This window comes from Marinobacterium ramblicola, assembly GCF_019084545.1.
Classification (GTDB): Bacteria; Pseudomonadota; Gammaproteobacteria; order Pseudomonadales; family Balneatricaceae; genus Marinobacterium_D; species Marinobacterium_D ramblicola.
This window is the reverse complement of sequence record NZ_JAHREP010000039.1, coordinates 1-25248: the sequence shown is the minus strand read 5'-3', so window position 1 is coordinate 25248 and position 25248 is coordinate 1. Positions and strand designations below refer to the sequence as shown.

Sequence of the window (25248 nt, the reverse complement as noted above, 5' to 3'; positions counted from 1 at the left end):
TATCGAGATATCCCGCAATACGACTCGGACCATGATTCCCAATCAGTTGCAAACCTTTCTGGCCGTGGTCAAGAACGGCAACTTCTCCTCCGCGGCACGCCGGCTCGGCATTTCATCGGCGGCGGTCAGCAAGTCGGTCGCCCAACTCGAGAAAAGCCTCGAGGTGCGGCTATTCCACCGCACCACCCATTCGCTGACCCTGACCGAAGATGGACTGGATCTGCACAGACGAACCGGCCATCTGGTGGAGCAGCTCGAAGACCAGATCCGCCTGAGCAGCGACAGGAAGAGAACGCCGCACGGCACGCTGAAGGTGAACCTGCCGGACAGCTTCGGGCGCATGGTCGTGCTGCCCCTGCTCCCTGCGTTCATGGAGAAATATCCCGATATACAACTGGATCTCCGCTTCGACGATCGCCTGGGCGATCTGGTCAAGGAGGGCGCGGACGTCGGCATCGGCGTCATGCTGAATCCAGATAGCCGGGTGATCGCCCGCGAGTTCTACAAGATCCAACCCATTCTGGTGGCAAGCAAAGCCTACATCGAGCGTCACGGCCTGCCGCAGACACCAGAGGAGCTGTCGCAGCACAACTGTGTCGCCCTTCGCTCCCCGACCACCGGCCGGATAAAGCCGTGGAACCTCAAGGACAACGGCGAACATATCCAGTTCGAACCGAAGGGGAACCTGATCGTCAACAATCTTGCCGCCTCAATGAAAGCGGCCGAGATGGGTCTGGGCATCTCGCTGGCCGGCGTCCGAATCGCTCAATCGCTGCTGGAGGACAACGGCTGCTCTGCGCAACTGCTGCATGAGGGCTGCTTCAAGCGCGTGCTGCAACAGTACGAGCCGGATCCGATCCAGGCGCTGATCTACTATTCGTCACGGCACTATCTGCCCGCCAAGACCCGCCTCTTTATCGACTATCTGATGGAGCACGCCAACGATGAAAGAACGCTCGACCTTGACGTGCTGGCTCAAGAGGTCTGACGCGCCGACTCAAGCAACCTGACCCAGCTCCCGGGAAAGGCGCCGTAGAGATCGGCATAGGCGTTCAACCACTCGGTCTGCACCCCGACCAACGCGTCTTCGGAGTCGAGCAGATCACGCTGCGCATCGAGGAACTCGATATAGGGCAGCACCCCCTCCTCGTACCTGACCTGCGCCTGCTCGAACGCCTGGCGCGCAAACCGATGACGCTGACCTATCTGCTCCAGACGCTGTGTTCTGGCAGCCCAGGTCTGAATGGAACGGTCGGCACGGTTCAGTACCGTCACAAGCGTCCGCTCATACTCGGCCAGCAGCGCCTGCTCCTCCAGTTGGGCGGCATCCAGACTCGCTTTCAGCGCCGATAGATTGAGCAGCGACCACTGCAGACGCGGAGTCACGCCAAGCTGCTCACGCGCATCGCCCAGATCGAGGCTGGAGGCGCTCAGCCAACCGATCACGCCCGAGATACTGACGTCCGGATAAAGTGCCGCCTTCGCCCGGTCCGACAGGGCCATCCCCTGCGCCACGCGAGCCTGGGCCTGAAGCAGTTCGGGCGTCTGCAACAGGGCTAGGGACGGGTTGCCGAACGCCGGCGCAAGCGATTCTGCCGCCGGCAGCTCCACACTCGCCGTCTGCAGTTGCAGTCGATCCGACGTCACCCCCACCAGCGTGGCCAGTGTTTCCCGGTAGCCCGCCGCGCTCTCTTCGAGCAGGGGCCTGCGGGCCAGATACTCATGTTGTAGTGCCCGGGCGCGGTAGAGTTCCAACGGTGTTGCCAATCCCTCTTCATAGCGCAGTCGCAGAGTCGCCACGGACTCCTCCAGCGAACTCAGTTGCCGCTCCAGCACCGCCAACCGGCGCTGGGTGCCGGACAGCAGGGTGTAGGTCTTGACCACGCCGGTTACCACCTCGGCCATCACCGCCTCATGGCTGTGCTGCCGATAGTTCAGCTCCGCCTCGGCCTGGGCGATAGCCGCCCGGATACGCCCGAACAGATCCAGCTGCCAGTCCGCGGCCAGTCCCAGCGAGACACTCTCCTGGCGTGTAACGTCGACGCCGGAGCCCGGCGTCTGCTCCCGCGACAGGTTCAGGCTGCCGCTGACGCCGCCCTGAGGGCGGCGCTGGTCCCGCGCCACATCGAGCCGCGCCAGCTGGGCGTCCAGCCTTGATGCAGCGGCGGACAGGTCCTGGTTGTGCTGCAAGGCGCGCTGAACCAGACCATCGAGTTGTGCATCGTCGAACGCACTCCACCAGCGCAGCTCGCCATCGCCGGCCGGTACGCCCGGTTGCGAAACAGCCGTGGTCAGGTTGCTCAGCGTAGCGCGATCGGGCTCCGGCAAGGTGCTGTGCGGCGCGTTGACGGAGCACCCTGCCAGCACTGCCGTCAACACAGCCGCTGCCAAGCCGTTAAGCAGATATCGTTTTCCTTTGCGATCAGACACGAACGCTCTCCTCGTCGATCAATTCAACTTTCTGCTCCGGGCGTGGTTTGCGCTCCAGCGCGCTCATCGCCATGTAGAACACCGGCGTGAACAGCAGGCCGAACAGCGTCACGCCGATCATGCCGGAGAACACCGCGATCCCCATCGCATGACGCATCTCGGCACCGGCACCGGTGGCCAGCACCAGCGGCACCACGCCGGCGGTAAAGGCGATCGAGGTCATCAGGATCGGCCGCAAACGCAGGCGGCAGGCCTGAATAATGGCATCGAACCTGGATGCCCCGGCGCGGCGGCTGTCACGGGCGAACTCGACCATCAGAATCGCGTTCTTGCTCGCCAGCGCCACCAGCACGATCAGCGCGATGCGGGTGAAGATGTTGTTGTCGCCACCGCTCAGCCAGACCCCGGCCAGCGCCGATAGGATGGTCATCGGCACGATCAGGATGATCGCCAACGGCAGCGTTAGGCTCTCGTACTGCGCCGCCAGCACCATGAACACCAGCAGCACCACCAGCGGGAAGATATAGGCCATGGTGTTGCCCGCCAAGATCTGCTGGTAGGTCACCTCGGTCCACTCGAACGCCATCCCCTCGTCCAGCTTCTCGTTGAGTATCCGCTCGATCGCCTCCCGCGCCTGGTCGGAGCTGTAGCCCGGTGCCGGGTTGCCGTTCAGTTCCGCACTGGGGTAGCCGTTGTAGTGCATGACACGATCGGGACCGATGGTCGGTTCCACCGTCAGCACCGAGCCCAGCGGCACCATCTCGCCGGCGTTGTTGCGCACCTCGAGTCGCAGGATCTGCTGCGGGTCGACGCGGTAGTTCGCATCCGCCTGGGCATTGACCTGATAGGTCTTGCCGAACAGGTTGAAGTCGTTGACGTAGAGCGAACCCAGATAGATCTGCAGCGCCTCGAACACCTGATCCAGCGGGATCCCCTGGATCATCGCCTGCTCCCGATCCACCTCGATATCCATCTGCGGCACCTGGATGCGGAAGGTGGAGTAGATGCCGACCAGCGCCGGATCTTTCCGTGCCTCGGCAATCACCTTCTGCAGATTGTCGAACAGGGCGTCGAAACCAAGGCTGGCACGGTCTTCGATCTGCAGCTTGAAGCCGCCGGTGGTGCCCAGCCCCAGGATCGGCGGCGGCGGGAACACGGCGACGAAGGCCTCGTCGATACCGGCAAAGCGGCCGTTCAGCTGTCCGGCGATGGCATAGGCGGACAGACCGGGGTTGTTGCGCTGATGGAAATCGTCCAGCGTGACGAACACGATGCCGCTGTTGGAACTGGTGGTGAAACCGTTCACCGACAGCCCCGGGAAGGAGACGGTCTGGTCCACCCCCGGCGTGTCGAGGGCGATCCGCTCCATCTCACGCACCACGGCCTCGGTACGATCCAGGCTGGCGGCATCCGGCAACTGCGCGATGGCGACCAGGTACTGCTTGTCCTGCTGCGGGATGAAGCCGCCCGGCACGGTATCGAACAGCTTGAAGGTACCGCCGAGCAGCCCCAGGTAGACGATCCCCACCACCATACCGAGACGGATCAGCCGCTTGACGCCCTTCTGATACAGATCGCCGCCTCGTTCAAACAGGCGGTTGAACGGCGTGAACAGCCAGCGCCCGAACAGTGCGTTCATCGCCCGGGTCAACAGATCCGGCTTGGCATCATGGCCACGCAGCAGCAGCGCCGACAGCGCCGGTGACAGGGTCAGCGAGTTGAACGCCGAGATCAGTGTCGAGATGGTGATGGTCAGCGCGAACTGCTTGTAGAACTGACCGCTCAACCCCTGGATAAAGGCGGTCGGGATAAACACCGCACAGAGCACCAATGCGATGGCGATGATCGGACCGGTCACCTCGGTCATCGCCTGCTTGGTGGCCGCCATCGGCGACAGGCCGTTGTGGATGTTGCGCTCGACGTTCTCCACCACCACGATGGCGTCGTCCACCACGATGCCGATCGCCAGCACCAGGCCAAACAGCGACAGGGTGTTGATCGACACGCCGAGCCACTGCATCACGGCGAAGGTGCCGATCAGCGACACCGGCACCGCGATCAGCGGGATGATCGACGCGCGCCAGGTCTGCAGGAACAGGATCACCACGATCACCACCAGCACGATCGCTTCCAGCAGCGTATCGATCACCGCCTCGATGGAGCCGCGCACGAACACGGTGGGGTCATAGACGATGTCGTAGGCGATCCCTTCCGGGAAGCGCTGCGACAGCTCCGTCATCGTCTCGCGCACCTGGTTGGACAGCTCGATGGCGTTGGAACCGGGACGCTGGAAGATCGGCAGCGCCACCGCGGTCTTGCCGTTCAGCATGGCACGCAGGGAGTAGCTGTCCTCGCCCAGTTCGATACGGGCCACGTCGCGCAACCGGGTGACGGCACCGCGGGCATCCACCTGCACCACGATACTGCCGAACTCCTCCGGACTCTGCAGTCGCCCCTTCACATTCAGCAGAATCTGAAACTGGCTGTCGCTGCCGACCGGCTGGGCACCCAGGCTGCCTGCCGCCACCTGCCGGTTCTGCTCACGCACCGCCTGCACCACGTCACCGGGCGTCAGGTTGCGCGACGCCAGTGCATCGGGATCCAGCCAGAGACGCATGGAGTATTTGCCGCCGCCGAACATCCTCGCCTCGCCGACGCCGGGCAGGCGCGCCAGCTGATCCTTGATATAGATATCGGCATAGTTGGACAGGTAGCTGATCTCGCGGTCGCCGTCCGGCGAATAGAGGTGCACCACCATGGTCAGGTTGGGCGAGGATTTCTCCGCCACCACGCCGAGGCGCTGCACCTCCTGCGGCAAGCGGGGCAAGGCACTGGCGACGCGGTTCTGCACCTGCACCTGGGCCCGATCCAGATCGGTGCCCAGGGCAAAGGTCAGCGTCAGCGTCATGCGCCCGTCGGTGGTGGCCTGGGAGAACATGTAGAGCATGTTCTCGATGCCGTTCATCTCCTGCTCGAGCGGCGCGGCGACGGTCTGCGCGATCACATCGGGGTTGGCGCCGGGGTAGTTGGCGGCGACCACCACGGTGGGCGGCACCACCTCGGGGTATTCGCTGACCGGCAGCTGGAACAGCGAGATGGCACCGCCGACCAGGATCAACAGCGACAGCATCGCGGCGAAGATCGGCCGCTGGATAAAGAAATGGCTGAATTTCATCTGTGTCGATACCTGCTTATGCGGAGGGCTCTGCCGCCAGCTCCTGTTCGAGCAGGGTCAACCCCTGCTGATCAATGACCACATCCCGCGGCGTGACCGGCATTCCGGGGCCGACCCGTGCAGGGCCGTTGACGGCGATACGATCCTGCGGGGTCAAGCCGGACTCGATCACGCGCAGTTCTCCGGCCCTATCGCCAAGCTCGACCCGGCGGTACTCGAGCACATTGTCGGCATTGACGACCAGCACGAAGCGGCTCTTCAGGTCGGTGCCGACGGCGCGGTCCGGCACCAGAACGCGCGGCCGGGCATCGCTCGCAGCCAGCGAGATGCGGGCAAAGGCGCCCGGTCGCAGACTCCGGCTGTCGGCGGTGAAGGCTGCCCGCACACGCAGGGTACCGGTTAGGGGATCGATCCGGTTGTCGATGAAATCGATCTCGCCCTGATAGCTCTGCGCATCGTTGCCGGCCAGTTGCAGGCGAGCCTGGGTCCGGCCCGAAGCATCGACCGCGTCGAAAGCCTCGTTCCAGGTACGCTCATCCACATCGAAATAGGCGTACAGACGGTCGGTGGCAACCAGGGAGGTCAGCACGCTCTGCCCCGCCTGCACGTTGTTGCCCGCGGTAATGAAGGCGTTCGAGGTTTGCCCGGCGATCGGCGCCCTCACCTCGGTGAACTCCAGGTTCAGCCGAGCGGCTTCAAGGGCCGCTTCCACCGACGCCACCTCCGCCCGGCGCTGACTGGCCAGGAAGATACGGGATTCTGCCTGCTCCTCGGACATGGCATCACGCCCCTGCAGACGGCGCGCCCTTTTGGCTTCGGACTGCGCCTGCTGCAGGGCCGCCTTGGTCCGGCTCAATTCAGCCTCGAGCCGACGCACTTCGGCGGCAAAGGGGCGAGGGTCGATACGGAACAGCAGATCGCCCTTCTTAACCACGCTACCCTCGGTAAACTCGACCGACTCGATCACGCCGGACACGCGCGGGCGCAGCTCGATCTGCTGCGGCGACTCCAGCCGGGTGGTAAAGGTATATTCGGGGCTGTAGCGGGCGTAGAGCACCTGCGCCACATCGATGGGCTGAGCGCTTGGTGGTGTCGCGGCAGCGGAGGAGTCGGCTTCCGCCGTACAACCTGCCAGCACTGCCGAGAACAGCAAAAAGAAAAGGATACGAAGTTGCATGCGCCTTACTCCGGTGAGTCCAAGATGGGATTGGATGTAATAACAATTACAGAAGGCGCAGTATGTAACGGATGGTTTAAACCTGGTACTGGACAACGGGTTTAATTGGTTTCAATTTCTAGTTAACACAAAATAGTGCCGTGCAGTCATTACCCCTTCTCGGATCGGTCTTGCAGATCGAAATTGCCGATCCTGGCTTCGGGATGGTGCGCTTTGATCAGACGAATGATCTCGTCAGTTCGGTCGCGCTCGACATCGATCAACATCAGCAGATTACCGGCTTCTATCTCCTGCTCCAGCTCGCTGACCTCGGCCGCCGCAGTGGACACACCGATCATCGAACTCGCCCAGGCACCGAAACCGGCACCGAACAGACTCAGCCCCAACAGGGCGCCGCCACCGAGCGCCAGTCCGGCCGGTGGAAAGGTGATCGCCAGCACACCGGCTAACGCGCCGGCCGAGCCACCGATGATCACACCGCGCTCCAGCGCCGGGATCAGATCGGATGACTGCGCCAGACCTGCTTCGTGCAGATGGGCATCCTCTAGCAGATGATGGTCCTTGCCAACAACGTAGATATGTTTCTCTTCGACCGCTGCTTCCTTGAGTTCGTTGACAATCGCTCCGGCACTGTCCGTCCCTGGCACCAGGAAAAAGAGGCGTTTCATAATCAGCTCGCATTGCTTGCGGACATGCTTGCCCGATACCTACAGTATAGGCAGCCTGCCACCGGGCGATCATGAATATCCTGCCGCCGGAGAGAGGCCACTCATCTCCGGCCGGAATGCCTGCGCCTGCCCACACTTGCCCTCTGCGCCCCGCGGCCCTGCTTGTGCTATCCGGACGACCGGCGTCGATCGGGCACCCTCAATGCAACCGCTCCGCCGAAATCTCCAGCGCCACGCCCATCGCCTGCAACTGATTCGCCAGCGCCGGGTTTCCGGTCTGCCGCCAGCGCTGATACAGCGCCATGATCTCGCTGGCACTGTACTGCCGATAGCGGCGACAGATACGGGCGACCAGCTCGATTATCTGGGCGAAGCTGTCGGCCAGTTCGGCAAACACGTGGCGAAGCTCCCGCGCATGGCCGGCCAGATAGTCATAGGCACCACCGCCCATGCCGATAAAGTAGTCGCGCTGGATCCCCTTGCGTGCGTAATGCTCCGGAAACAGCGCACCCAGAAACAGCGCCTGATCACCGAGTTGACGCAGCAACAGGCAGCGCTCCCGCTCATGGACGCACTGCTGGGCATCGCCATAGAGCAGCGCCAGCGGGCGGATACCTAAGTCACCGTCCTGGTAACTGAACAGCGCATCGTTACGGCTGAACCGCTCCAGCAGGTTTCCCAGGTACCAGCGGGTCTCTTCATCGGGATGGGAGGAGGATTCTTCTAGAAGCTGTTCACGAAAGTACTCTGCCAGTCCGTTCAGACCGGCGCTTTTCACCCTGGGCATAGGCCGACTCTCCTGTGTCCAAACACCTCTTTAAGGTAGCAAAAAATTTCGTTCAAGCAGCCCGACCCATCATTGAAAAAAATTTTTGTGCTTCCCCTTGAAAGCGGTTCACCGAGCACATATTTGATATGTCGCGGGCGTGATAGCGCGTACCGCTATTTCTTTTTATTGCCTGTATATCAGTAGGTTACATAAGGAGGAACTTTTCGTATGAGCATTCGACCTCTTCATGATCGTTTAGTGGTCAAGCGCCTGGCGGCCGAGACCACCACCAAGGGAGGCATCGTGATACCCGATAGCTCTGCGGAAAAACCCAGCCAGGGCGAAGTAATCGCCGTTGGCGCGGGCGCAGTTCTGGAAAACGGCGAGCGCCGTGAACTGGATGTGAAGGTCGGCGATCGTGTGCTGTTCGCCAAGTACTCGGGTAGCGAAATCAAACTCGAGGGCGAGACCTTGCTGGTGATGCGTGAGTCAGACGTACTCGCCGTGATCGAAAACACCCAGTCAGAGGAGAAAGCAGCATGAGTGCCAAAACCGTAAAATTTTCCAATAGCGCCCGCGGGCGGATGCTGGCCGGCGTCAATATCCTGGCCGACGCAGTGAAGGTGACGCTCGGTCCCAAGGGCCGCAACGTGGTGCTCGACAAGAGTTTCGGCGCGCCCCGCGTGACCAAGGACGGGGTGTCGGTGGCCAAAGAGATCACGCTGAAGGACAAGTTCGAGAACATGGGCGCGCAGATGGTCAAAGAGGTCGCCTCCAAGACCGCCGACATCGCCGGTGACGGTACCACCACTGCCACCGTGCTGGCCCAGGCGATCATCCGCGAAGGCCACAAGGCGATCGCCGCCGGCATGAACCCGATGGACCTAAAGCGCGGCCTCGACGCCACGCTCAAGGCCGCGATCGAAGAGCTGCAGGCGCTGGCCACCCCCTGCGCCGACAGCAAGTCGATCGGCCAGGTGGCCACCGTATCCGCCAACTGGAACGCCGATATCGGCGAAATTCTGGCCAAGGCGATGGACAAGGTCGGCCGCGACGGCGTGATCACCGTCGAAGAGGGCAAGTCGCTGGAGAACGAGCTGGAACTGGTCGAAGGTATGCAGTTCGACCGCGGCTACCTCTCCCCCTACTTCGTCACCAATCAGGAGAAGATGCAGGTCGAGTTCGACAGCCCCTACATTCTCCTGCTCGACAGGAAGATCTCGAACATTCGCGAGCTGCTGCCCGCCCTTGAAGCCGTGGCCAAGGCCGGCAAGCCGCTGCTGATCATCGCCGAAGATGTGGAGGGCGAAGCCCTGGCCACGCTGGTGGTGAACAACCTGCGCGGCATTCTGAAGGCTGCCGCGGTGAAGGCGCCGGGCTTCGGCGACCGCCGTAAGGCGATGCTGGAGGATATCGCGATCCTGACCGGCGGCACGGTGATCTCCGAAGAGGTCGGGCTGTCGCTGGAGAGCCTGACCCTGGATCAGCTGGGCAGCGCCACACGCGCGGTGATCAGCAAAGAGAACACCGTTATCGTCGACGGCGCAGGCGACAAGGCGGCGATCGACGCTCGCGTGCAGCAGATCCGCCGAGAGATCGAGAACACCAGCTCCGACTACGACCGCGAGAAGCTGCAGGAGCGCGTGGCCAAGCTGGCCGGCGGCGTCGCCGTGATCAAGGTCGGCGCAGCCACCGAAGTGGAGATGAAGGAGAAGAAGGACCTGGTGGACGACGCCCTGCATGCGACCCGCGCCGCCGTTGAGGAGGGTATCGTGGCCGGCGGTGGCGTGGCCCTAGTTCGCGCCGCCGCCAAACTGGCCGAGAAGAAAATCACCACCGCCAACAGCGACCAGGATGTCGGTGTCCGCATCGCCCTGCGTGCCATGGAGGAGCCGCTGCGCCAGATCGTCAGCAACGCCGGTGAAGAAGCCAGCGTCGTGCTCAACAAGGTACGCTCCGGCGAGGGCAACTACGGCTACAACGCCCAGACCGGCGAATACGGCGATATGCTCGAGATGGGCATCATCGACCCGGCCAAGGTGACCCGCTCTGCCCTGCAGAACGCTGTCTCCATCGCTGGCCTGATGCTGACCACCGAAGCGATGGTCGCCGACCTGCCGGAAGAGAAGAGTGCCGCCGCAGCCGCCGGTGGCATGGAGGATTGGGGTTAATCCCCTTTTCAGCCGGGAGGTTCGCCTCCCGGCTTCTCAAGCGGGTCCCGTCTGCTGCCGACATGACCGACAACGTAAAATACGGCGCCCCACTATTTCAACTTCGAGCCTAACTTAAATTAAGCCTTGGCGTAATCGTCAGTGTACGGCTGCATCACCCCAGATCTCTTTCAAACGGCTGTCCCTGCCGCAATTCCAGCGATAGAACTTGTAGCGTAGCGGACTCTTCTTGTAGTAGTCCTGGTGGTAACTTTCATCCCCCTTGATGGGATAGAACGTAGAAGCATCGACGATCGGCGTCACCACCCGCTGATCCGGAAACTGCGCTTCAACCTCGCGTTTGGACTGCTCGGCGATCTCCCGCTCACGTGCGTTCGCGACAAAGATCGCACTGCGATAACTGGGCCCCCTGTCACAGAACTGGCCCCCGTTATCGAACGGATCGATGTTGACCCAGAAATGATCCAACAGCTCGGTATAGCTGACCTTGTGCGGGTCGTAGGTGATCTGCACGGCTTCGACATGCCCCTCATGATTGCCGTTGTAGGTCGGGTTCTCCAGAGTCCCGCCCGTAAAGCCGGAGACAACATCCTTCACGCCATCCAACTTCTCGAAATCGGCCTCCATGCACCAGAAACAGCCACCGGCCAGAATCGCCTCGTCCGCCAAGACAGCGGGCGAGCTGAGCAGGAATCCAGCCAGCATCCATAACGTGAATTTGAGCTTCATACTCTCACCTCCACTACGAGACGTATAGCCATGGAGGTCGGGCGGTCAGAGACCCAGCCGTTCATTTTCGCGCTGGAAAATGCCGCGGATAATGTCACCGTCAGACGGCTCCTCCTCCAACGTTTCCGGGTTCCACATGCTGCGTTTCGTACCAAAGAAGTCACCGCCATAGATGTGAATTCCGCCGGTAAAGCGAAGCAAAGGATTGGTCACCGAATGCACCACATCCACCGGCATCATCGACGTATCCTTTTCAAACAGCGCGTCGGCACCAAACGCCCTGATCCCATCAGACGTCTGTTTCCAGTAAATATTGTCTTCACGGCCGGTATAGATGCCGATGTTGGCCCACATCAGGTGGTTGTGTGGCATAAGGTTCATCTGCGGCGTCCAGGTGGCGGCAAAGATCGTCAGCGTCGGCGAACTGTGCAGTACATTGAGCCCGGCAGACTTGGGATCACCGAGGGCTGCCAGCACGGCACCGGGCGTGGACACCAGCCGGGCCAGGACTTCGTTGACGGCGGCTTGGGCCTCCGATTCTTGGTTTGCGGCAACACAGTCGGCCACAAATTGGTCTAGATCGATCATCTTCTTCCCCCCTCAACGTGGTTCATCTGGTCTCTAAAACGAGGGAGACAGCGGTTGATCGGCGGTAAACAACGCCAGCCTCTCTAACTCAAAGATAGTCGACCAGATGACACGCGGCTCAGGGGTAGCCGGAGATACTAGAACCATGACCCTGCCGCTTGACTCGGACTCGGTCAGCAGGACCCCTGAGCCTGCACTCAGGCAATTGAGACCCAGGCATTCTACTCCGCCTCTGAATTCGGGCGAGGTACTTAAGGTGGCGTCACAGCCTACCCTTTGCGCCGCTTGGCGATCTCGCGGTACAGCGCCTCAGGGCTGACCGCGATCTGCATCGCGACCTGTTTCCACTCACCCCGCGGCGGCAATTCGCCGTGCCAGTCAAGCCATGCGTCCAGCCGCTCCGATACGGTTTTCAGTGCCAGAATCTCGCCCCGAAGGCGGGCGGTTTGAATACCGCGAGCAAGATAAGCGGCCCAGGCCATAGCAAACTCGGCATCGTTGCGAAACAGCCGAATAAACACCTCTTTCGCGACACAACCCACCCGGGCCTGCCCCTGAGCGATGGCGTCACAATGATAGCGTTCGGAAAATAGCGATGCCTCGGCGACTATCGCCCCCGGCGTTGCGCACTGCAGTACGATGGCGCTGCCGCACGCCTGATGACGTACAAGCTGAACCTCACCATCGATCACGTAATACAACTGTCGAACGACATCCCCCTGATGAAACAGGTAAGCACCGGCCCGGAGCGCCTGTTCGCGACCGCCATAGCGCTTCAATTGAGAGCATAAATTGAATGACATGATCATTATCATGTCTCAACTCACCCCTGTCATACAAGATGCGCAGACACAGACAAAAGGATGAACCGTATGAAACGACTTATCTTTACCGCCGCCGCGCTCGCACTGCCGATACTAGCCCAGGCTCAACAGGGGATGGCGGAGCCAACGGCACACACCGCCCACCAACATATGCAGATGCCCGCCGAGGTAAACAGCCGGCTCCCCCGCGAACCGGGACAGAGTGCATTTGCGGCGATCCAGGAGATAGTCGAACTGCTGATCGACGACCCATCAACGGATTGGACAAAGGTGAATATACCGGCCCTGCGCCAACATCTGGTCGACATGGACAACGTCGCCCTGCGCGCCAATGTCAGCGCGACGCCGACCGCCCAGGGGATGCAGTTTGACGTAACTAGCGAGTCAAAAGAGGTGCGCGACTCGATCAGACGCATGGTAAAAGCGCACGCGACCACCATGAACGGCAGCTACGGCTTGACCTATGAAACATCGGAACGCCCCGATGGTGCGGTGATGACGGCCCACGCCTCCACGCCGGAGAGCCTCGGGAAGTTGGAAGCACTCGGGTTTATCGGCGTCATGACGCTCGGCGCCCACCACCAGACGCATCATCTGGCGATAGCGAAGGGCATGGGACCTCACGAGTAGGTTGACGAACTCGGCAGCCATATTGGCCCGTTGTCAGGTCATTGTCGGATATAGCGCATCGGGCGGCGTGAAACCCGCAACGTACAACCGGCCGGAACACACAAGCAGTAAAAAGGCGTCAAATTAAATTAGCACTGCTGTTTATTTTAATTTACAGCCAAAGTTAAAATAATAGCCAGGCTAATTTTAACTTAGGGCAACATCATGGAACGAGGCCTTACCGGGCGCTACACGCCCAGCATTGATGGTGGCGTCACCTGTCAGGCGTTTATACCCGCACCGCTACCGCCTGAACCGCCGCTACAGATCGATACAAAGCTGCAAGGGCGCATCAATCAGGCGATGCTGGCACTGGGAAGGCTGGACGCCATCAGCACCCTGCTCCCCGACGCCCACCTGTTTCTGTACAGCTATGTGCGCAAGGAAGCGGTGATGTCCTCCCAGATCGAAGGCACCCAGTCATCGCTGAGCGACCTGATGCTCTATGAGATGGAGGGTATCCCCGGCGTACCGATGGATGACGTGCAGGAGGTCTCCTGCTACGTGAGTGCACTGACGCTTGGCATGGAGCGGATAGCCGAGGGCCATCCCATTGCATTCCGTCTGCTCACCGAACTGCACCAGGCGCTGATGACCTCAGAGCGAGGCATCAATAAAAGCCCCGGCGAGTTCCGCAAAAACCAGGTCTGGATCGGCGGCCACCGCGCCGACGAAGCCACCTTTGTGCCGCCTCCTGCCCAAGAGCTGGCCGATTGCTGGAGTGTGCTGGAACGTTTTATCAACGACCTCCCCCAAGCCACCGACCCGCTGATCAAAGCCGCCCTTGCCCATGTGCAGTTCGAGACTATCCACCCCTTTATGGATGGCAATGGACGTGTCGGACGCCTGCTGATCCCACTGATACTGGTTGCCGCCGGTGTACTGAGCCAACCCCTGCTCTATCTGTCGGTATTCTTCAAAAAACACCGACAGACCTACTATGAGCGTCTGCAGCAGGTGCGCCTGACCGGCGACTGGGAGAACTGGCTGCTGTTCTTCGTCGACGCCGTCGCCACCACCGCCACCCAGGCAGTCGACACCGCACAGCAGCTAAACCAACTGCGCAGCGAACACCGTAAACAGATGTCCGAACTGGGCCGAATGGCCGGCTCGGCACAACAGGTACTGGACGCACTGTTCGAGCGCCCCATCGCCAATATCGCCACATTGGTAGAGCGTAGCGGTCTGACGGCGGCCACCGTGGGTAAGGTGATGGACCGCCTGTCGCAACCGGACATCAATTTAGTACGCGAACTTACCGGCCAGAAACGCAACCGCGTGTTCGCCTATACCGGCTATATCGAGATTTTGAATCAGGATACGTCTTGACCGGTCGAGGCATTTACGATAACTCACACTGGGACGCTGAGCAGAACATGAATAGCGAACTGCCGTCTGTCAGGTCATTGGCGGAAGTGGCGCATCGGGCGGCGTGATGTCACCCATCCAAAACATGTAATTTCATCTCACAAAATCACACTTCGATTCACATGGCGTGGTATCCTACAGCGGTTGATATAACCGTCGAATAATGAGGCAAACACGATGATCCGCTGCCATCTCGCCCGCATGATGGGTGAACACAAGATGCGTGTAGCCGACGTTGCCAGAGAAACAGGGCTAAGCAGGGCCACTGTTACCCTCCTGTACAAAGAAACCGCGCAGAAAGTGGATTTGGAAGCCGTGGAAAAGCTCTGTCTGCTGTTCGACTGCCAAGTGGGCGATCTGCTTGAGCTGACCCAACAATAAACAGGGAAGGTTATGAAGTTTAACGAAGACACCCGTGTAAAAATCCCGACCATACTCCACCTGATGAGGTTGGGTTATCAGTACCTGTCACTCAAGGGTCAGAGCTGGAACCTGGATACCAACATATTCCCGGAACTGTTCTCTGCAGCCATTGGTCGGATCAACCCCGATATCGAGGCTGACGATGTTTCCCGACTGTTGGAAGACGTCAAGCTGCTGCTCGACAACGAAGACTTGGGGCGCGCCTTCTTCGAACGCCTGACCGACCGCTCCAACACCAAACTGATCGATTTCGAGAACTTCAACAACAACAGTTTTCACGTCGTTACCGAACTGACCTGCCAGAATGGCGACGAAGAGTTCCGGCCAGACATTACCCTGCTGATCAACGGGATGCCGCTGGTGTTCATCGAGGTGAAAAAGCCGAACAACCGCGACGGCATACTGGCCGAGCGTGGTCGCATCAACAAGCGCTTTCAGAACCCGAAGTTCCAGCGCTTTGCTAACATCACGCAGTTCATGATCTTCTCCAACAACATGGAGTACGCCGACGGTGACCCTGAACCTGTTCAGGGCGCATTCTATGCCAGCAGCTCCTACCAGGATCCAGTATTCAACTACTTCCGCGAAGAGGAGGTACTGAACCTCACGGCCCTGCTCAAGCCGCTACCAGATGCCGACGAACTCCAGGTGCTGAAGGACAACAACCTGGAGGTCATTCGCAACAACCCGGAATTTGTTGTCAATAAAGACCCGAACCGACCAACCAACCGCATCTGTACCTCGCTGCTCAGCAGAGACAGATTGGCATTTATTCTGCGTTATGCGCTCGCCTATGTGGCAGAAACCGACGGGCTACAAAAGCACATCATGCGCTACCCGCAGCTGTTCGCCACCAAGGCGATCGAACGCAAACTCGATGAAGGCGTTAAAAAGGGGATCATCTGGCACACCCAGGGCAGCGGCAAAACCGCCCTAACCTTCTACAACGTTCAATTTCTGACCGACTACTTTCAGAAGCAGAAGATCGTTCCCAAGTTCTACTTCATCGTGGATCGCCTGGACTTGCTGCAGCAAGCGCAGAAGGAGTTTACCGCCCGCGGTCTGAAGGTCCATACCATCAACTCCCGCGAGGCCTTTACGCGCGACATTAAGGCAACTCAGGCTATCCACAACCATTCCGGAAAACCGGAAGTCACGGTTGTGAATATTCAGAAATTTAAAGATGATCCGGACGTGGTCTCGACCAAGGACTACGACATTGCCATCCAGCGTGTGTACTTTCTGGACGAAGTGCACCGCAGCTACAACCCTAAAGGCAGCTTTCTGGCCAATCTGAGCCAGTCGGACACCAACGCCATCAAAATCGGCCTGACTGGTACGCCGTTGCTGGGCGACGACTACAACTCCCGAGCCCTGTTCGGCGACTACATCCACAAATATTATTACAACGCCTCCATTGCCGACGGCTACACCCTCCGCCTGATCCGGGAAGAGATCGCCACCAACTACAAGATGACGCTGCAACAGGCATTGGAGGAGGTGGAAGTCAAAATGGGGGACGTGGATCGCAAACTCATCTACGCCCACCCGAGTTTCGTCGAGCCGATGCTCGACTACATCATCCGCGACTTCGAGAAAAGCCGTGGTGCTCTTAATGACGCCACCATCGGCGGCATGGTGATCTGCGACAGCTCAGACCAGGCTAGGCAGATGTTCGAGATCTTCAATGGAGTCTATGCACAACCCTATAGTTCGCCACACGAAATCAAGGACTCGGCACTGGCCCTGATCGCCGCGGCCAAACCGGACAGCTATGCAGCCAGAGCGAAGCTGGACAACAAGGTCAAAAATGCTGCACTAATCCTGCATGACATCGGCACCAAGGAGGAGCGTGAGGACTGGGTAGAAGCTTTCAAAGCCGGGAAAATCGACCTCCTGTTCGTCTACAACATGCTGCTCACCGGCTTCGACGCCAAGCGCCTGAAAAAGCTCTATCTGGGGCGCGTGATCCGCAAGCACAACCTGCTGCAAGCCTTGACGCGGGTAAACCGCCCCTATAAAGCCTTCCCCTACGGCTATGTGGTGGACTTTGCCGATATCCGCAAGGAGTTTGACGACACCAACAAAGCCTATTTCGACGAATTGCAGTCGGAACTCGGCGATGAAATGGAGCACTACTCCAACCTGTTCAAATCTCAGGAGGAGATCAAGCAGGAGATCGAGCATATCAAGGATGTGCTGTTCCGTTTTAATATCGACAATGCGGAGATCTTCACCGACCAGATAAGCCAGATTCAGGACAGGGAAACCATCCTGGCCCTGAAAAAGGCACTGGGCGATGCCAAAAGCCTCTACAACCTGATCCGCCTGCAGGGCGAGTACGGCATCCTCGATGAGCTGGACTTCGCCAAGCTGAGCATTCTCTATCGGGAGACGTGCAACCACCTGGATCTGCTCAACCTCAAGGAGAGCATTGAGCAAGGCACGGATACCGCCAACCTGCTGAACATCGCCCTTGAGGACGTCATCTTCAAGTTCATCAAGGTAGGCGAAGAGGAGCTGGTGCTGGCCGACCAGCTGAAAAACACCCTGCGCCAAACCCGCGAAGCTCTGGCCGGCAATTTTGACCAGCAGGATCCCAAGTTCATCAGTCTGAAGGAGGAGCTGGAACGGCTGTTCAAGAAAAAGAACCTCAGTGAAGTTACTCAGGATGAGATGGTGGCTAACATCGACGCCCTCAAAAAGATCCACGAGCGCGTCAAAGAGCTGAACCGCCAGAACAACCAGCTCCGCGAAAAATATCACGGGGACGTCAAGTACACCCGCATCCATAAGCGCCTGCAGGAGCGCCAGCACAGCAATAGCGATATCAGCGAGTCGGAGCGCAAGATCTTTGAAGCCCTCACCGGTATTAAACAGGATGCCGATGAGCAAGTACTGAACAACAGCCAGATACTGGATAACGAAAGCTACTTTGAACGCCAGATGATGCCCCTGGTGATCCGGCGTTTCAAAGGCGAGCAGAACATACAACTCAACGCCGACACCTCACGTTATATCAACCACCTGGTGGTCGCCGAATACTTGAAAGAATTTAGCACCGGAGTACGTACGTGGTAGAACTCGAGTTCAGAGACAAAACCAAAGCGCTGATCGATAGCCTGAAAAACATCTGCGCACACTATGGCCTGGGTAATGACGGCAATGAATTTAAGATCATCACCCAAACCTTCCTGTACAAGTTCCTGAACGACAAGTTCGCGTACGAAGCGAAGAAGATCGACGAGAAGGTCGCCAAGGCTGAAAAGTGGGAAGAAGCGCTGGTCGCCATGAGCGAAGACGATCTGGAGATGCTCCAGCTGCAGATGGGCGGTGATACAGCCCGCCTGAAGCCCCATCACTTTATCAGCTACCTGTTCAGCCAGCAGAACACACCGGACTTCGCCAAACTGTTTGATGATACCCTGATGGATATTGCCATCACCAATAACGACGTGTTCGCTGTTAAAACCGATGGCGGCGCTAAGGTGGTATTGTTCGACCGCATCAGCCAATACATCGCCGACGAGTCCAAGCGCGATGCCTTCTGCCGCGCCATCATTAACAAGTTGGTGGAGTTCAGCTTCGAGCGGATATTCACCCAAAAATTCGACTTCTACGCCACCATCTTTGAATACCTGATCAAAGACTACAACAGCAACTCCGGCGGCAAATACGCCGAGTACTACACCCCCCATGCCGTGGCCCGCATCATGGCGGCCATACTGGTACCGGAGGAGCAACAGGGCAAAATCAAAAATGTCAGCTGCTATGACCCCTCGGCGGGTTCCGGCACCCTGTTAATGAACGTGGCGCACGCCATCGGCGAGAACCGCTGCAGTATCTACACCCAGGATATCTCGCAAAAATCCTCCAACCTGCTGCGCCTGAACCTGATCCTGAACAACCTGGTGCACTCCATCCCCAATGTGATTCAGGGCAACACCGTACTGCACCCGTATCATAAAGACGGCAAAGAGCTGAAGCGTTTCGACTACATCGTCTCCAACCCGCCGTTCAAGATGGACTTCAGCGATTTCCGAGATGAGCTGGACAGCAAAGAGAACAAAGCACGCTTCTTTGCCGGTATTCCCAAGATCAAAGCCAAAGCCAAGGACAAGATGGAGATCTACCAGTTGTTCTTGCAGCACATCATTCGCTCACTGAAACCCGGCGGCAAAGCGGCGGTGGTGGTACCCACCGGATTTATCACCGCGCAATCCGGCATAGACAAGGGCATCCGAAAATATCTGGTAGACCACAAAATGCTGGCCGGCGTGGTATCCATGCCGTCCAATATATTCGCCACCACCGGCACCAACGTCTCCATCCTGTTTATGGACGACAACAACAAAGACGAAGTCGTACTGATTGACGCCTCCAACCTGGGCGAAAAGGTCAAAGACGGTAAAAACCAGAAAACCGTGCTCACTCCCGATGAAGAGCAAGACATTATCGAGGCCTTTAATTATAAAGATACGATCGAGGATTTTTCGGTTGCTGTTAGCTATAACGAGATAGAAGCCAAAAACTACAGCCTGAGTGCGGGGCAGTACTTCGATGTAAAAATCGAATATGTAGATATTTCACCAGAGCAGTTTGCGGAGAAGATGCGGGGCTTTAGTAGTAATCTGGAAAATCTTTTTAATCAATCTCGAGATCTGGAAGTTGAAATTAAAAATCAGCTAAATGGGTTAAAAATATGAGAAACTGGCCCGTATCTAGCTTAAAGGGGAAAATTCATATCAAGCATGGATTCCCTTTTAAAAGTGATTTTTTCACAGATGAAGAGACTGACTATATCGTACTGACTCCAGGAAACTTCTACGAAGAAGGCGGATTCAAGAGACAAATAGGTAAAGAGAAATTCTATACGGGAGAAATCCCTGATAGCTATCTGCACAAAGAAGGTGACTTGATAGTTGCTATGACTGAGCAAGCGGCTGGTTTGCTTGGAAGTTGTGCCCGAGTTCCTGAGTCTGGCATTTATTTGCACAATCAAAGATTAGGACTAATCACTACAGATCCGCAAAAAATACTTAAAGAGTATGTCTATCATCTATTCAAAACCAAAACCGTTCGCGAGCAAATTCGCCTTACATCTTCGGGGTCGAAAGTAAAACATACGTCACCGGAGCGAATATATGATGTAAGGGTTCCACTACCAAATGTAGATGAGCAACAAAGAATCGTCACATTGCTTGATGCGATTGAAGAAAAAATCGAACTCAACAACAGCATCAACGCCGAGTTGGAAGCAATGGCCAAAACCCTGTACGACTACTGGTTTGTACAGTTCGACTTCCCCGATGCCAACGGTAAGCCCTACAAGACCTCCGGCGGAAAGATGGTCTACAACTTTACCCTGAAGCGTAAAATTCCAGAAGGGTGGAGTGTCAAAACTTTATCCCAGATCGCCAACATTACGATGGGGCAATCTCCAGAAGGAAGTTCCTATAACGAAGAAGGTATTGGAACCATTTTTTATCAAGGTTCTACGGACTTTGGCTGGTTATTTCCCACCAACCGTCAATACACAACAGCACCAAGCCGGATGGCTAAGAAAGGTGACATTCTTTTGAGCGTCCGTGCTCCTGTTGGCAACATGAATATTGCTAACACTAATTGTTGTATTGGCCGCGGGTTGGCTGCATTAAATAGTAAAAGCGGATCAGACGGATTTCTGTTTTATGTAATGAAGTATTTTAAACAGATTTTTGATCGTCGAAATGCTGAAGGAACAACGTTCGGCTCTATCACGAAAAACGACCTGCATTCTCTCACTCTAGCCTATCCAAAATCAGACTTGCTCAAGAAGTATGACGATGTAGTCACGAACTACAACAAGATGATTTTTGAAAGAAGCCTTGAAAATCAGGAGCTCACAAAACTTCGAGATTGGCTTTTGCCCATGCTAATGAACGGCCAGGTGACAGTAAAAACACCCTCCGACACCAATCAAGAGGAGGTACGTTATGGCTAAAGACCTCACCGAATCGTTGCACGACCGCCAGAATATCCTCAACAACCGCTACGCCCTACAGCAGGCCGAGCGGCATCTTGAGCTGGGCGGAGTCCTGTTTCAGGGTGAAACCGTGTTCACCAAGCAGCAGGTGACGGCACTGTTCGAGGTGAGCGAACGTACTATTGAGCGTTATTTAGCCAACCATGGCGACGAACTGAGCAACAATGGCCACCTGATATTAAAGGGGAAAAAACTAAAAGAATTCAAAGAGATAACATATGGTGCCGACATATATGACGGTACCAAAACCTCGGTATTAAGCATCTTTACATTCCGTGCGGTGCTCAATCTGGGCATGCTGCTTACCGAAAGCGAACCTGCGAAGCGGCTGCGTTCCAGGTTGCTGGACATTGTACTGGACGTTATGGCCGAACGCACCGGCGGCCACACCAAGTTTATCAACCAGCGTGACGGAAACTATCTGCTGGCGGCTTTTCAGGAAGAAAACTATCGTCGCCAGTTTACCGATGCACTGGATGAATATGTGGAAGGTAACCACTGGAAATACGCCCGATTTACCAACCTGATCTATCAAAGCATCTTCCATGAAAACGCTACGGAATATAAAAAGGTATTAAACCTCGCAGCCAAAGACAAAATTCGCGAAACCATGTATTCCGAGGTGCTAAACCTGATAGCGAGCTTTGAATCGGGCATTGCTCACGAACTGGAGATTGCGAGTAAGGCAAAAGACCGCAAGTTAACCCAAAAAGAAGCAGAGACTTTATTTGCCGGCTTCGAACAGCACCCACTGTTCAGGCCCTTGATTTTGGATGCCCGCACCAAAATGGCCAGCCGGGATCTGTGCTTCAGAGACGCCTTGCACGAAAAGTTGGAAGCCTACATCAAGTCGGTACCCGAAGCGGATTTCGAACGATTCCTGGGCGAAAAAAGCAAATCGTTGGAAGATCAACTGAGCGACCCTGAGACGCTGGCGGTATTCAAACGCCTCAAGGATCGCTGAGATGAATGAGGTAAGACGCTTTTTCTATTTTGATGTGGCCCATGCAGTCAAGACACATGATTGGATCATCGAGCATTCAGGTGGACTGGTTGGAACGAAGGACCTTGGCCAATTGGAAAGTCCACTGGAACATATCCAGAACGACTGGTATTACCCGGAAATGGAAGACAAGCTGACACATTTAGTCTTCTCCATCAATAAGCATCATGCATTTAACGATGGCAATAAACGATCTTCCCTGGCTTTGGGTGCCTACTTCCTGGAATTAAATGGTTTCGACTATGTTGTGCAGCGATTTGTTCAAGAGATGGAAAACATCGCAGTTTGGGTTGCGGACAACGTAATTGACAAAGACCTGCTGCATAATATTATTAGCTCTATCATTTATGAAGACGATTATTCGGAGAGCGTCAAGCTAGCTATTTTTGAGGCTGTACAAGCCTCTGAATAATTGAATAGGGACAATAAAATGGGATATGAAACGGAATTTACTGGCTGGAAAAATCTGAAACTAGAAGATCTTCTAGTTGCTTATCGAAAGGCCAAAGCCGATTGCTTTTTTGAAAACACCTTTCCTACTGCGATCAATTTTGCCGAATATGAGCAAGACCTTCTGACCAACCTGGAAGAATTACTAGAGAAGCTTCATGAAAATAAAGGTTTTTTATCGAACAAAGAACTTTTAGGTGATTACCGCCTACTACCTAAAAAGCTTTCTACCGATAACAAATCGGACGGAACAGTAAACGGACATGTTCATTTCTCTAACCCGGAACGCGCTGTAGAGAGCCTATTCAATAATTTTAACATCGTTCCTGAATTCAGAATTGTGGGTGATCTTCCGGTAGATAGCCATATCATATCTGCCCTGTGGATCAACATGATTGGCCACAAATTCGATGCGAAACTCCATGATTGCTGCTACGGCGCTAGACTAAAGCGCATCAGAAACGACGAGCTATTCAGCACCAAGGAAGTCGAACCATTCCATATTAGTGCAATCGGTTCATTCACTCCCTATTTTCAGCCATATCAAAAATGGAGAAATGATGGTTTAAAGGCCATTCGCGGCGAGTTGGAGAAGGACCGCGATATTATCGCGGTTTCACTTGACCTCAAGAGTTATTACCACTTCATAGACCCGGAAGCCATTGTTAGCGATGGCTTATTGGAATCACTCGACGTACAACTACGCGATGAGGAATTAGAGTTCACAAATCAGCTAGCCCATTTTTTAAAACGCTGGTCTGATGGAGCTTCCGAATTTGGAAAAACTGTTGCTGGTAGAAAGTCAGATATTCGTGGCGGTTTAGTTATTGGCCTGACCTGTAGCAGAATTATTTCCAACGCCCTACTTCACACATGGGACAAGTTAATTCTCGAAAAGGTTTCGCCAATTCACTATGGTCGTTATGTGGACGATATGTTCCTAGTACTGCGTGATACAGGAACAGTCTTCAATAGCCAAGACTTGATGTCACTTCTCCAATCCAGGCTTGGTAAAGAGTGCATCGCTCAGGATGAAACGACCCCAAAAATTTGGAAAATTCACCAAGGAGATAGAATTCAGGGCGACACACAGATCCGGCTTCAGTCAGACAAACAGAAACTATTTATTCTTCAAGGGCGAGCTGGGCTGGACCTCTTGGAGAGTATCGAAAAAGAGATATATGAGCTTTCCAGCGAGCACCGCCTCATGCCATCTCCCGAACAGCTGGAACACTCAACAGCTGCAAAAGTTCTGTCCGCTGCTGGCAGCGTCGGTGAAAACGCTGACGCTCTCAGAAAAGCCGATGGCTTAACGATACGACGGTTAGGTTGGGCTCTCCAACTTCGACATGTAGAAACACTTGCGCGAGATCTGCCGCCCAATGAATGGAAAGAACAGCGCGAAGAGTTTTATCAGTTTGCTCATAATCATATTTTACGTGCAGACAAAATTTTCGAGCATTTTAACTACCTACCACGGCTACTTGGCTTCGCCATTAGTATGAACGAATGGGAACATGCTGAACGAATTGCTATGGCAGCCTACCAAGCCATAGAAGCCTTGGCAACAGAGGTACATCAAAGAAAACCGGTCACCGTAAATGGCTGCGATGCCAAAGTAAGAAAAAATCTTTGGGGCTACGTTAAAGGAACACTGACCTGGCTATTTGTTGACGCCGCAACTCGTTACTATCACCCAGATAAGTTATTTATGGGTGAGTCATCATCTAGAAAGAAACGCCTTTCCGATCTGTTTTTTAACCAGATATTTTCTAATCTTACAGATTTTTCGGACATACTTAATCTCCGTTTCAACTCCGCAGATTTCGTTAAAAAGGCACCACTGGTTGCATTGTCAGATTTAGCGAAAGAGCCCTACAAAAAGATATTAAATAGCAGATCAGCGAAAGAGCTAGTCGGGAAGCGAAAAGGTAGAATTGAAAGCCTACTGCTCAAACATTTAAATTCATCAGGCATTATTGATACTGATACAATTAGAAAATTTCTGAATTCAACAAGAACAAGTCGACTTTCAGAGATTGAAAAAGGCAAGAGAAAAAATGAAAGCTTTTTGCCTTATCTATTCCCAACTAGGCCATTAACACCTGCAGAAATATCGGAGCTTGCCCCTGAGTGCGTTGGATTGCCAAGCTCATCAGGAAAGATGCATCGAGAAATGCCTTCTGTCACATGGGCAAAATACACACAGGCGTTGCGTGGTGTTTGGATTAAGCCAACACTACTCGCAACAGAGCAAGATGGTAGTGAAAAGACGTCTAATCGACGCAAAAATCATCTTAAAATTGGGACAGGCAGAAAAGATAAGATAGTCATTGCATTAACCAATATACGTACGGAAGATCGTGATTGGGCTGCGACCGCTTGCGACAAGCCCAACTTGACCCGCAAACGCTATCAGAGAATATCTACACTTGTTAACGATACACTTAGACTTAATCCCAAGCCGGACTATGTATTATTTCCGGAACTTTCCATTCCATTGGAGTGGGTAAATAGTATTGCGGCTAGACTTAGTGCTGCTGGAATCAGCTTAGTTGCGGGAACAGAATATCGGCATTCTGAAGGAATAAAAATACTCAGCGAGGCGGCACTGGTTCTTTCGGATAACCGCCTCGGTTATCCAACCTTCGTAAAAATTTGGCAGCCAAAGCTGGAGCCGGCTGTTGGAGAGGATAAAGAGCTACTAACATTTCGGAAAGTAATGTCATGAAACAATATACTGGCATTCGGGTTGCCTGAAAAATGATCGGACCAGGTT

Annotated in this window: 20 protein-coding genes; 12 read left to right on the top strand and 8 right to left on the bottom strand. The window is 55.7% G+C overall.

What is annotated here, in order from left to right; genetic code table 11:
* The first annotated feature begins 31 nt into the window (after nt 1–31).
* Complete coding sequence (locus KQ940_RS21365) at nt 32–988, top strand: LysR family transcriptional regulator (RefSeq protein WP_217416679.1); 957 nt, start codon at nt 32–34, stop codon at nt 986–988.
* Here KQ940_RS21365 and KQ940_RS21360 read toward each other — a convergent pair.
* The 5 genes from KQ940_RS21360 to KQ940_RS21340 form a co-directional block, all read right to left on the bottom strand.
* Nucleotides 976–2430 carry a TolC family protein gene (locus KQ940_RS21360; RefSeq protein WP_217416678.1) on the bottom strand — a complete coding sequence of 485 codons (1455 nt, stop codon included), beginning with the start codon at nt 2428–2430 and terminating at the stop codon, nt 976–978. The genes KQ940_RS21365 and KQ940_RS21360 overlap by 13 nt on opposite strands.
* Nucleotides 2423–5605, bottom strand: coding sequence for an efflux RND transporter permease subunit (locus KQ940_RS21355; protein ID WP_217416677.1), 3183 nt, complete (start codon nt 5603–5605; stop codon nt 2423–2425). Before KQ940_RS21355 ends, KQ940_RS21360 begins: the two co-directional genes overlap by 8 nt.
* A 16-nt stretch (nt 5606–5621) precedes the next feature.
* Entirely contained in the window at nt 5622–6782 is a 1161-nt protein-coding gene (locus tag KQ940_RS21350; RefSeq protein WP_217416676.1) for an efflux RND transporter periplasmic adaptor subunit, read from the bottom strand.
* A gap of 149 nt (nt 6783–6931) precedes the next feature.
* Entirely contained in the window at nt 6932–7450 is a 519-nt protein-coding gene (locus KQ940_RS21345; protein ID WP_217416675.1) for a hypothetical protein, read from the bottom strand.
* 199 nt (nt 7451–7649) lie between these two features.
* Nucleotides 7650–8237: a hypothetical protein gene (locus tag KQ940_RS21340; RefSeq protein ID WP_217416674.1), complete on the bottom strand. Its 588-nt coding sequence runs from the start codon at nt 8235–8237 to the stop codon at nt 7650–7652.
* Between the two features lie 210 nt (nt 8238–8447).
* Here KQ940_RS21340 and groES point away from each other — a divergent pair, with 210 nt between their 5' ends.
* Both groES and groL read left to right on the top strand, forming a co-directional pair.
* Nucleotides 8448–8762, top strand: a complete 315-nt coding sequence (gene groES / locus KQ940_RS21335; protein WP_217416673.1) for a co-chaperone GroES — start codon at nt 8448–8450, stop codon at nt 8760–8762.
* Nucleotides 8759–10390, top strand: coding sequence for a chaperonin GroEL (gene groL, locus KQ940_RS21330; RefSeq protein WP_217416672.1), 1632 nt, complete (start codon nt 8759–8761; stop codon nt 10388–10390). Before groES ends, groL begins: the two co-directional genes overlap by 4 nt.
* 138 nt (nt 10391–10528) lie before the next feature.
* Here groL and msrA read toward each other — a convergent pair whose 3' ends face one another.
* From msrA to KQ940_RS21315, 3 genes are all read right to left on the bottom strand, one after another.
* Nucleotides 10529–11119 carry a peptide-methionine (S)-S-oxide reductase MsrA gene (gene msrA / locus KQ940_RS21325; RefSeq protein ID WP_217416671.1) on the bottom strand — a complete coding sequence of 197 codons (591 nt, stop codon included), beginning with the start codon at nt 11117–11119 and terminating at the stop codon, nt 10529–10531.
* A gap of 45 nt (nt 11120–11164) precedes the next feature.
* Nucleotides 11165–11707 (bottom strand): hypothetical protein, encoded by a 543-nt coding sequence (locus tag KQ940_RS21320; RefSeq protein ID WP_217416670.1) that lies wholly within the window; start codon nt 11705–11707, stop codon nt 11165–11167.
* A gap of 269 nt (nt 11708–11976) precedes the next feature.
* The gene (locus tag KQ940_RS21315) at nt 11977–12510 is read right to left on the bottom strand and encodes a Crp/Fnr family transcriptional regulator (RefSeq protein WP_217416669.1); all 534 of its coding nucleotides are present in this window, start codon (nt 12508–12510) and stop codon (nt 11977–11979) included.
* A 69-nt stretch (nt 12511–12579) separates the two neighbouring features.
* Here KQ940_RS21315 and KQ940_RS21310 point away from each other — a divergent pair, with 69 nt between their 5' ends.
* The 9 genes from KQ940_RS21310 (at nt 12580) to KQ940_RS21270 (ending at nt 25200) form a co-directional block, all read left to right on the top strand.
* Complete coding sequence (locus KQ940_RS21310) at nt 12580–13161, top strand: hypothetical protein (RefSeq protein WP_217416668.1); 582 nt, start codon at nt 12580–12582, stop codon at nt 13159–13161.
* Nucleotides 13162–13365: 204 nt separating this feature from the next.
* Complete coding sequence (locus KQ940_RS21305) at nt 13366–14529, top strand: Fic family protein (protein WP_217416667.1); 1164 nt, start codon at nt 13366–13368, stop codon at nt 14527–14529.
* 216 nt (nt 14530–14745) lie between these two features.
* On the top strand, nt 14746–14949 hold the full coding sequence (locus tag KQ940_RS21300; protein ID WP_217416666.1) for a helix-turn-helix domain-containing protein: 204 nt from the start codon (nt 14746–14748) through the stop codon (nt 14947–14949).
* A gap of 12 nt (nt 14950–14961) precedes the next feature.
* A complete protein-coding gene (locus tag KQ940_RS21295) occupies nt 14962–18072 on the top strand; it encodes a type I restriction endonuclease subunit R (RefSeq protein ID WP_217416665.1) in 3111 nt (1036 codons plus the stop codon).
* Nucleotides 18066–19697 carry an HsdM family class I SAM-dependent methyltransferase gene (locus KQ940_RS21290; protein ID WP_217416664.1) on the top strand — a complete coding sequence of 544 codons (1632 nt, stop codon included), beginning with the start codon at nt 18066–18068 and terminating at the stop codon, nt 19695–19697. Before KQ940_RS21295 ends, KQ940_RS21290 begins: the two co-directional genes overlap by 7 nt.
* Entirely contained in the window at nt 19694–20974 is a 1281-nt protein-coding gene (locus tag KQ940_RS21285; RefSeq protein ID WP_217416663.1) for a restriction endonuclease subunit S, read from the top strand. The genes KQ940_RS21290 and KQ940_RS21285 overlap by 4 nt, the downstream gene beginning before the upstream one ends.
* On the top strand, nt 20967–21980 hold the full coding sequence (locus KQ940_RS21280) for a DNA-binding protein (protein ID WP_217416662.1): 1014 nt from the start codon (nt 20967–20969) through the stop codon (nt 21978–21980). The genes KQ940_RS21285 and KQ940_RS21280 overlap by 8 nt, the downstream gene beginning before the upstream one ends.
* Before the next feature lies 1 nt (nt 21981).
* Nucleotides 21982–22431, top strand: a complete 450-nt coding sequence (locus tag KQ940_RS21275; protein ID WP_217416661.1) for a type II toxin-antitoxin system death-on-curing family toxin — start codon at nt 21982–21984, stop codon at nt 22429–22431.
* Nucleotides 22432–22449: 18 nt separating this feature from the next.
* The gene (locus KQ940_RS21270) at nt 22450–25200 is read left to right on the top strand and encodes an RNA-directed DNA polymerase (protein ID WP_217416660.1); all 2751 of its coding nucleotides are present in this window, start codon (nt 22450–22452) and stop codon (nt 25198–25200) included.
* Nucleotides 25201–25248 lie beyond the last annotated feature (48 nt).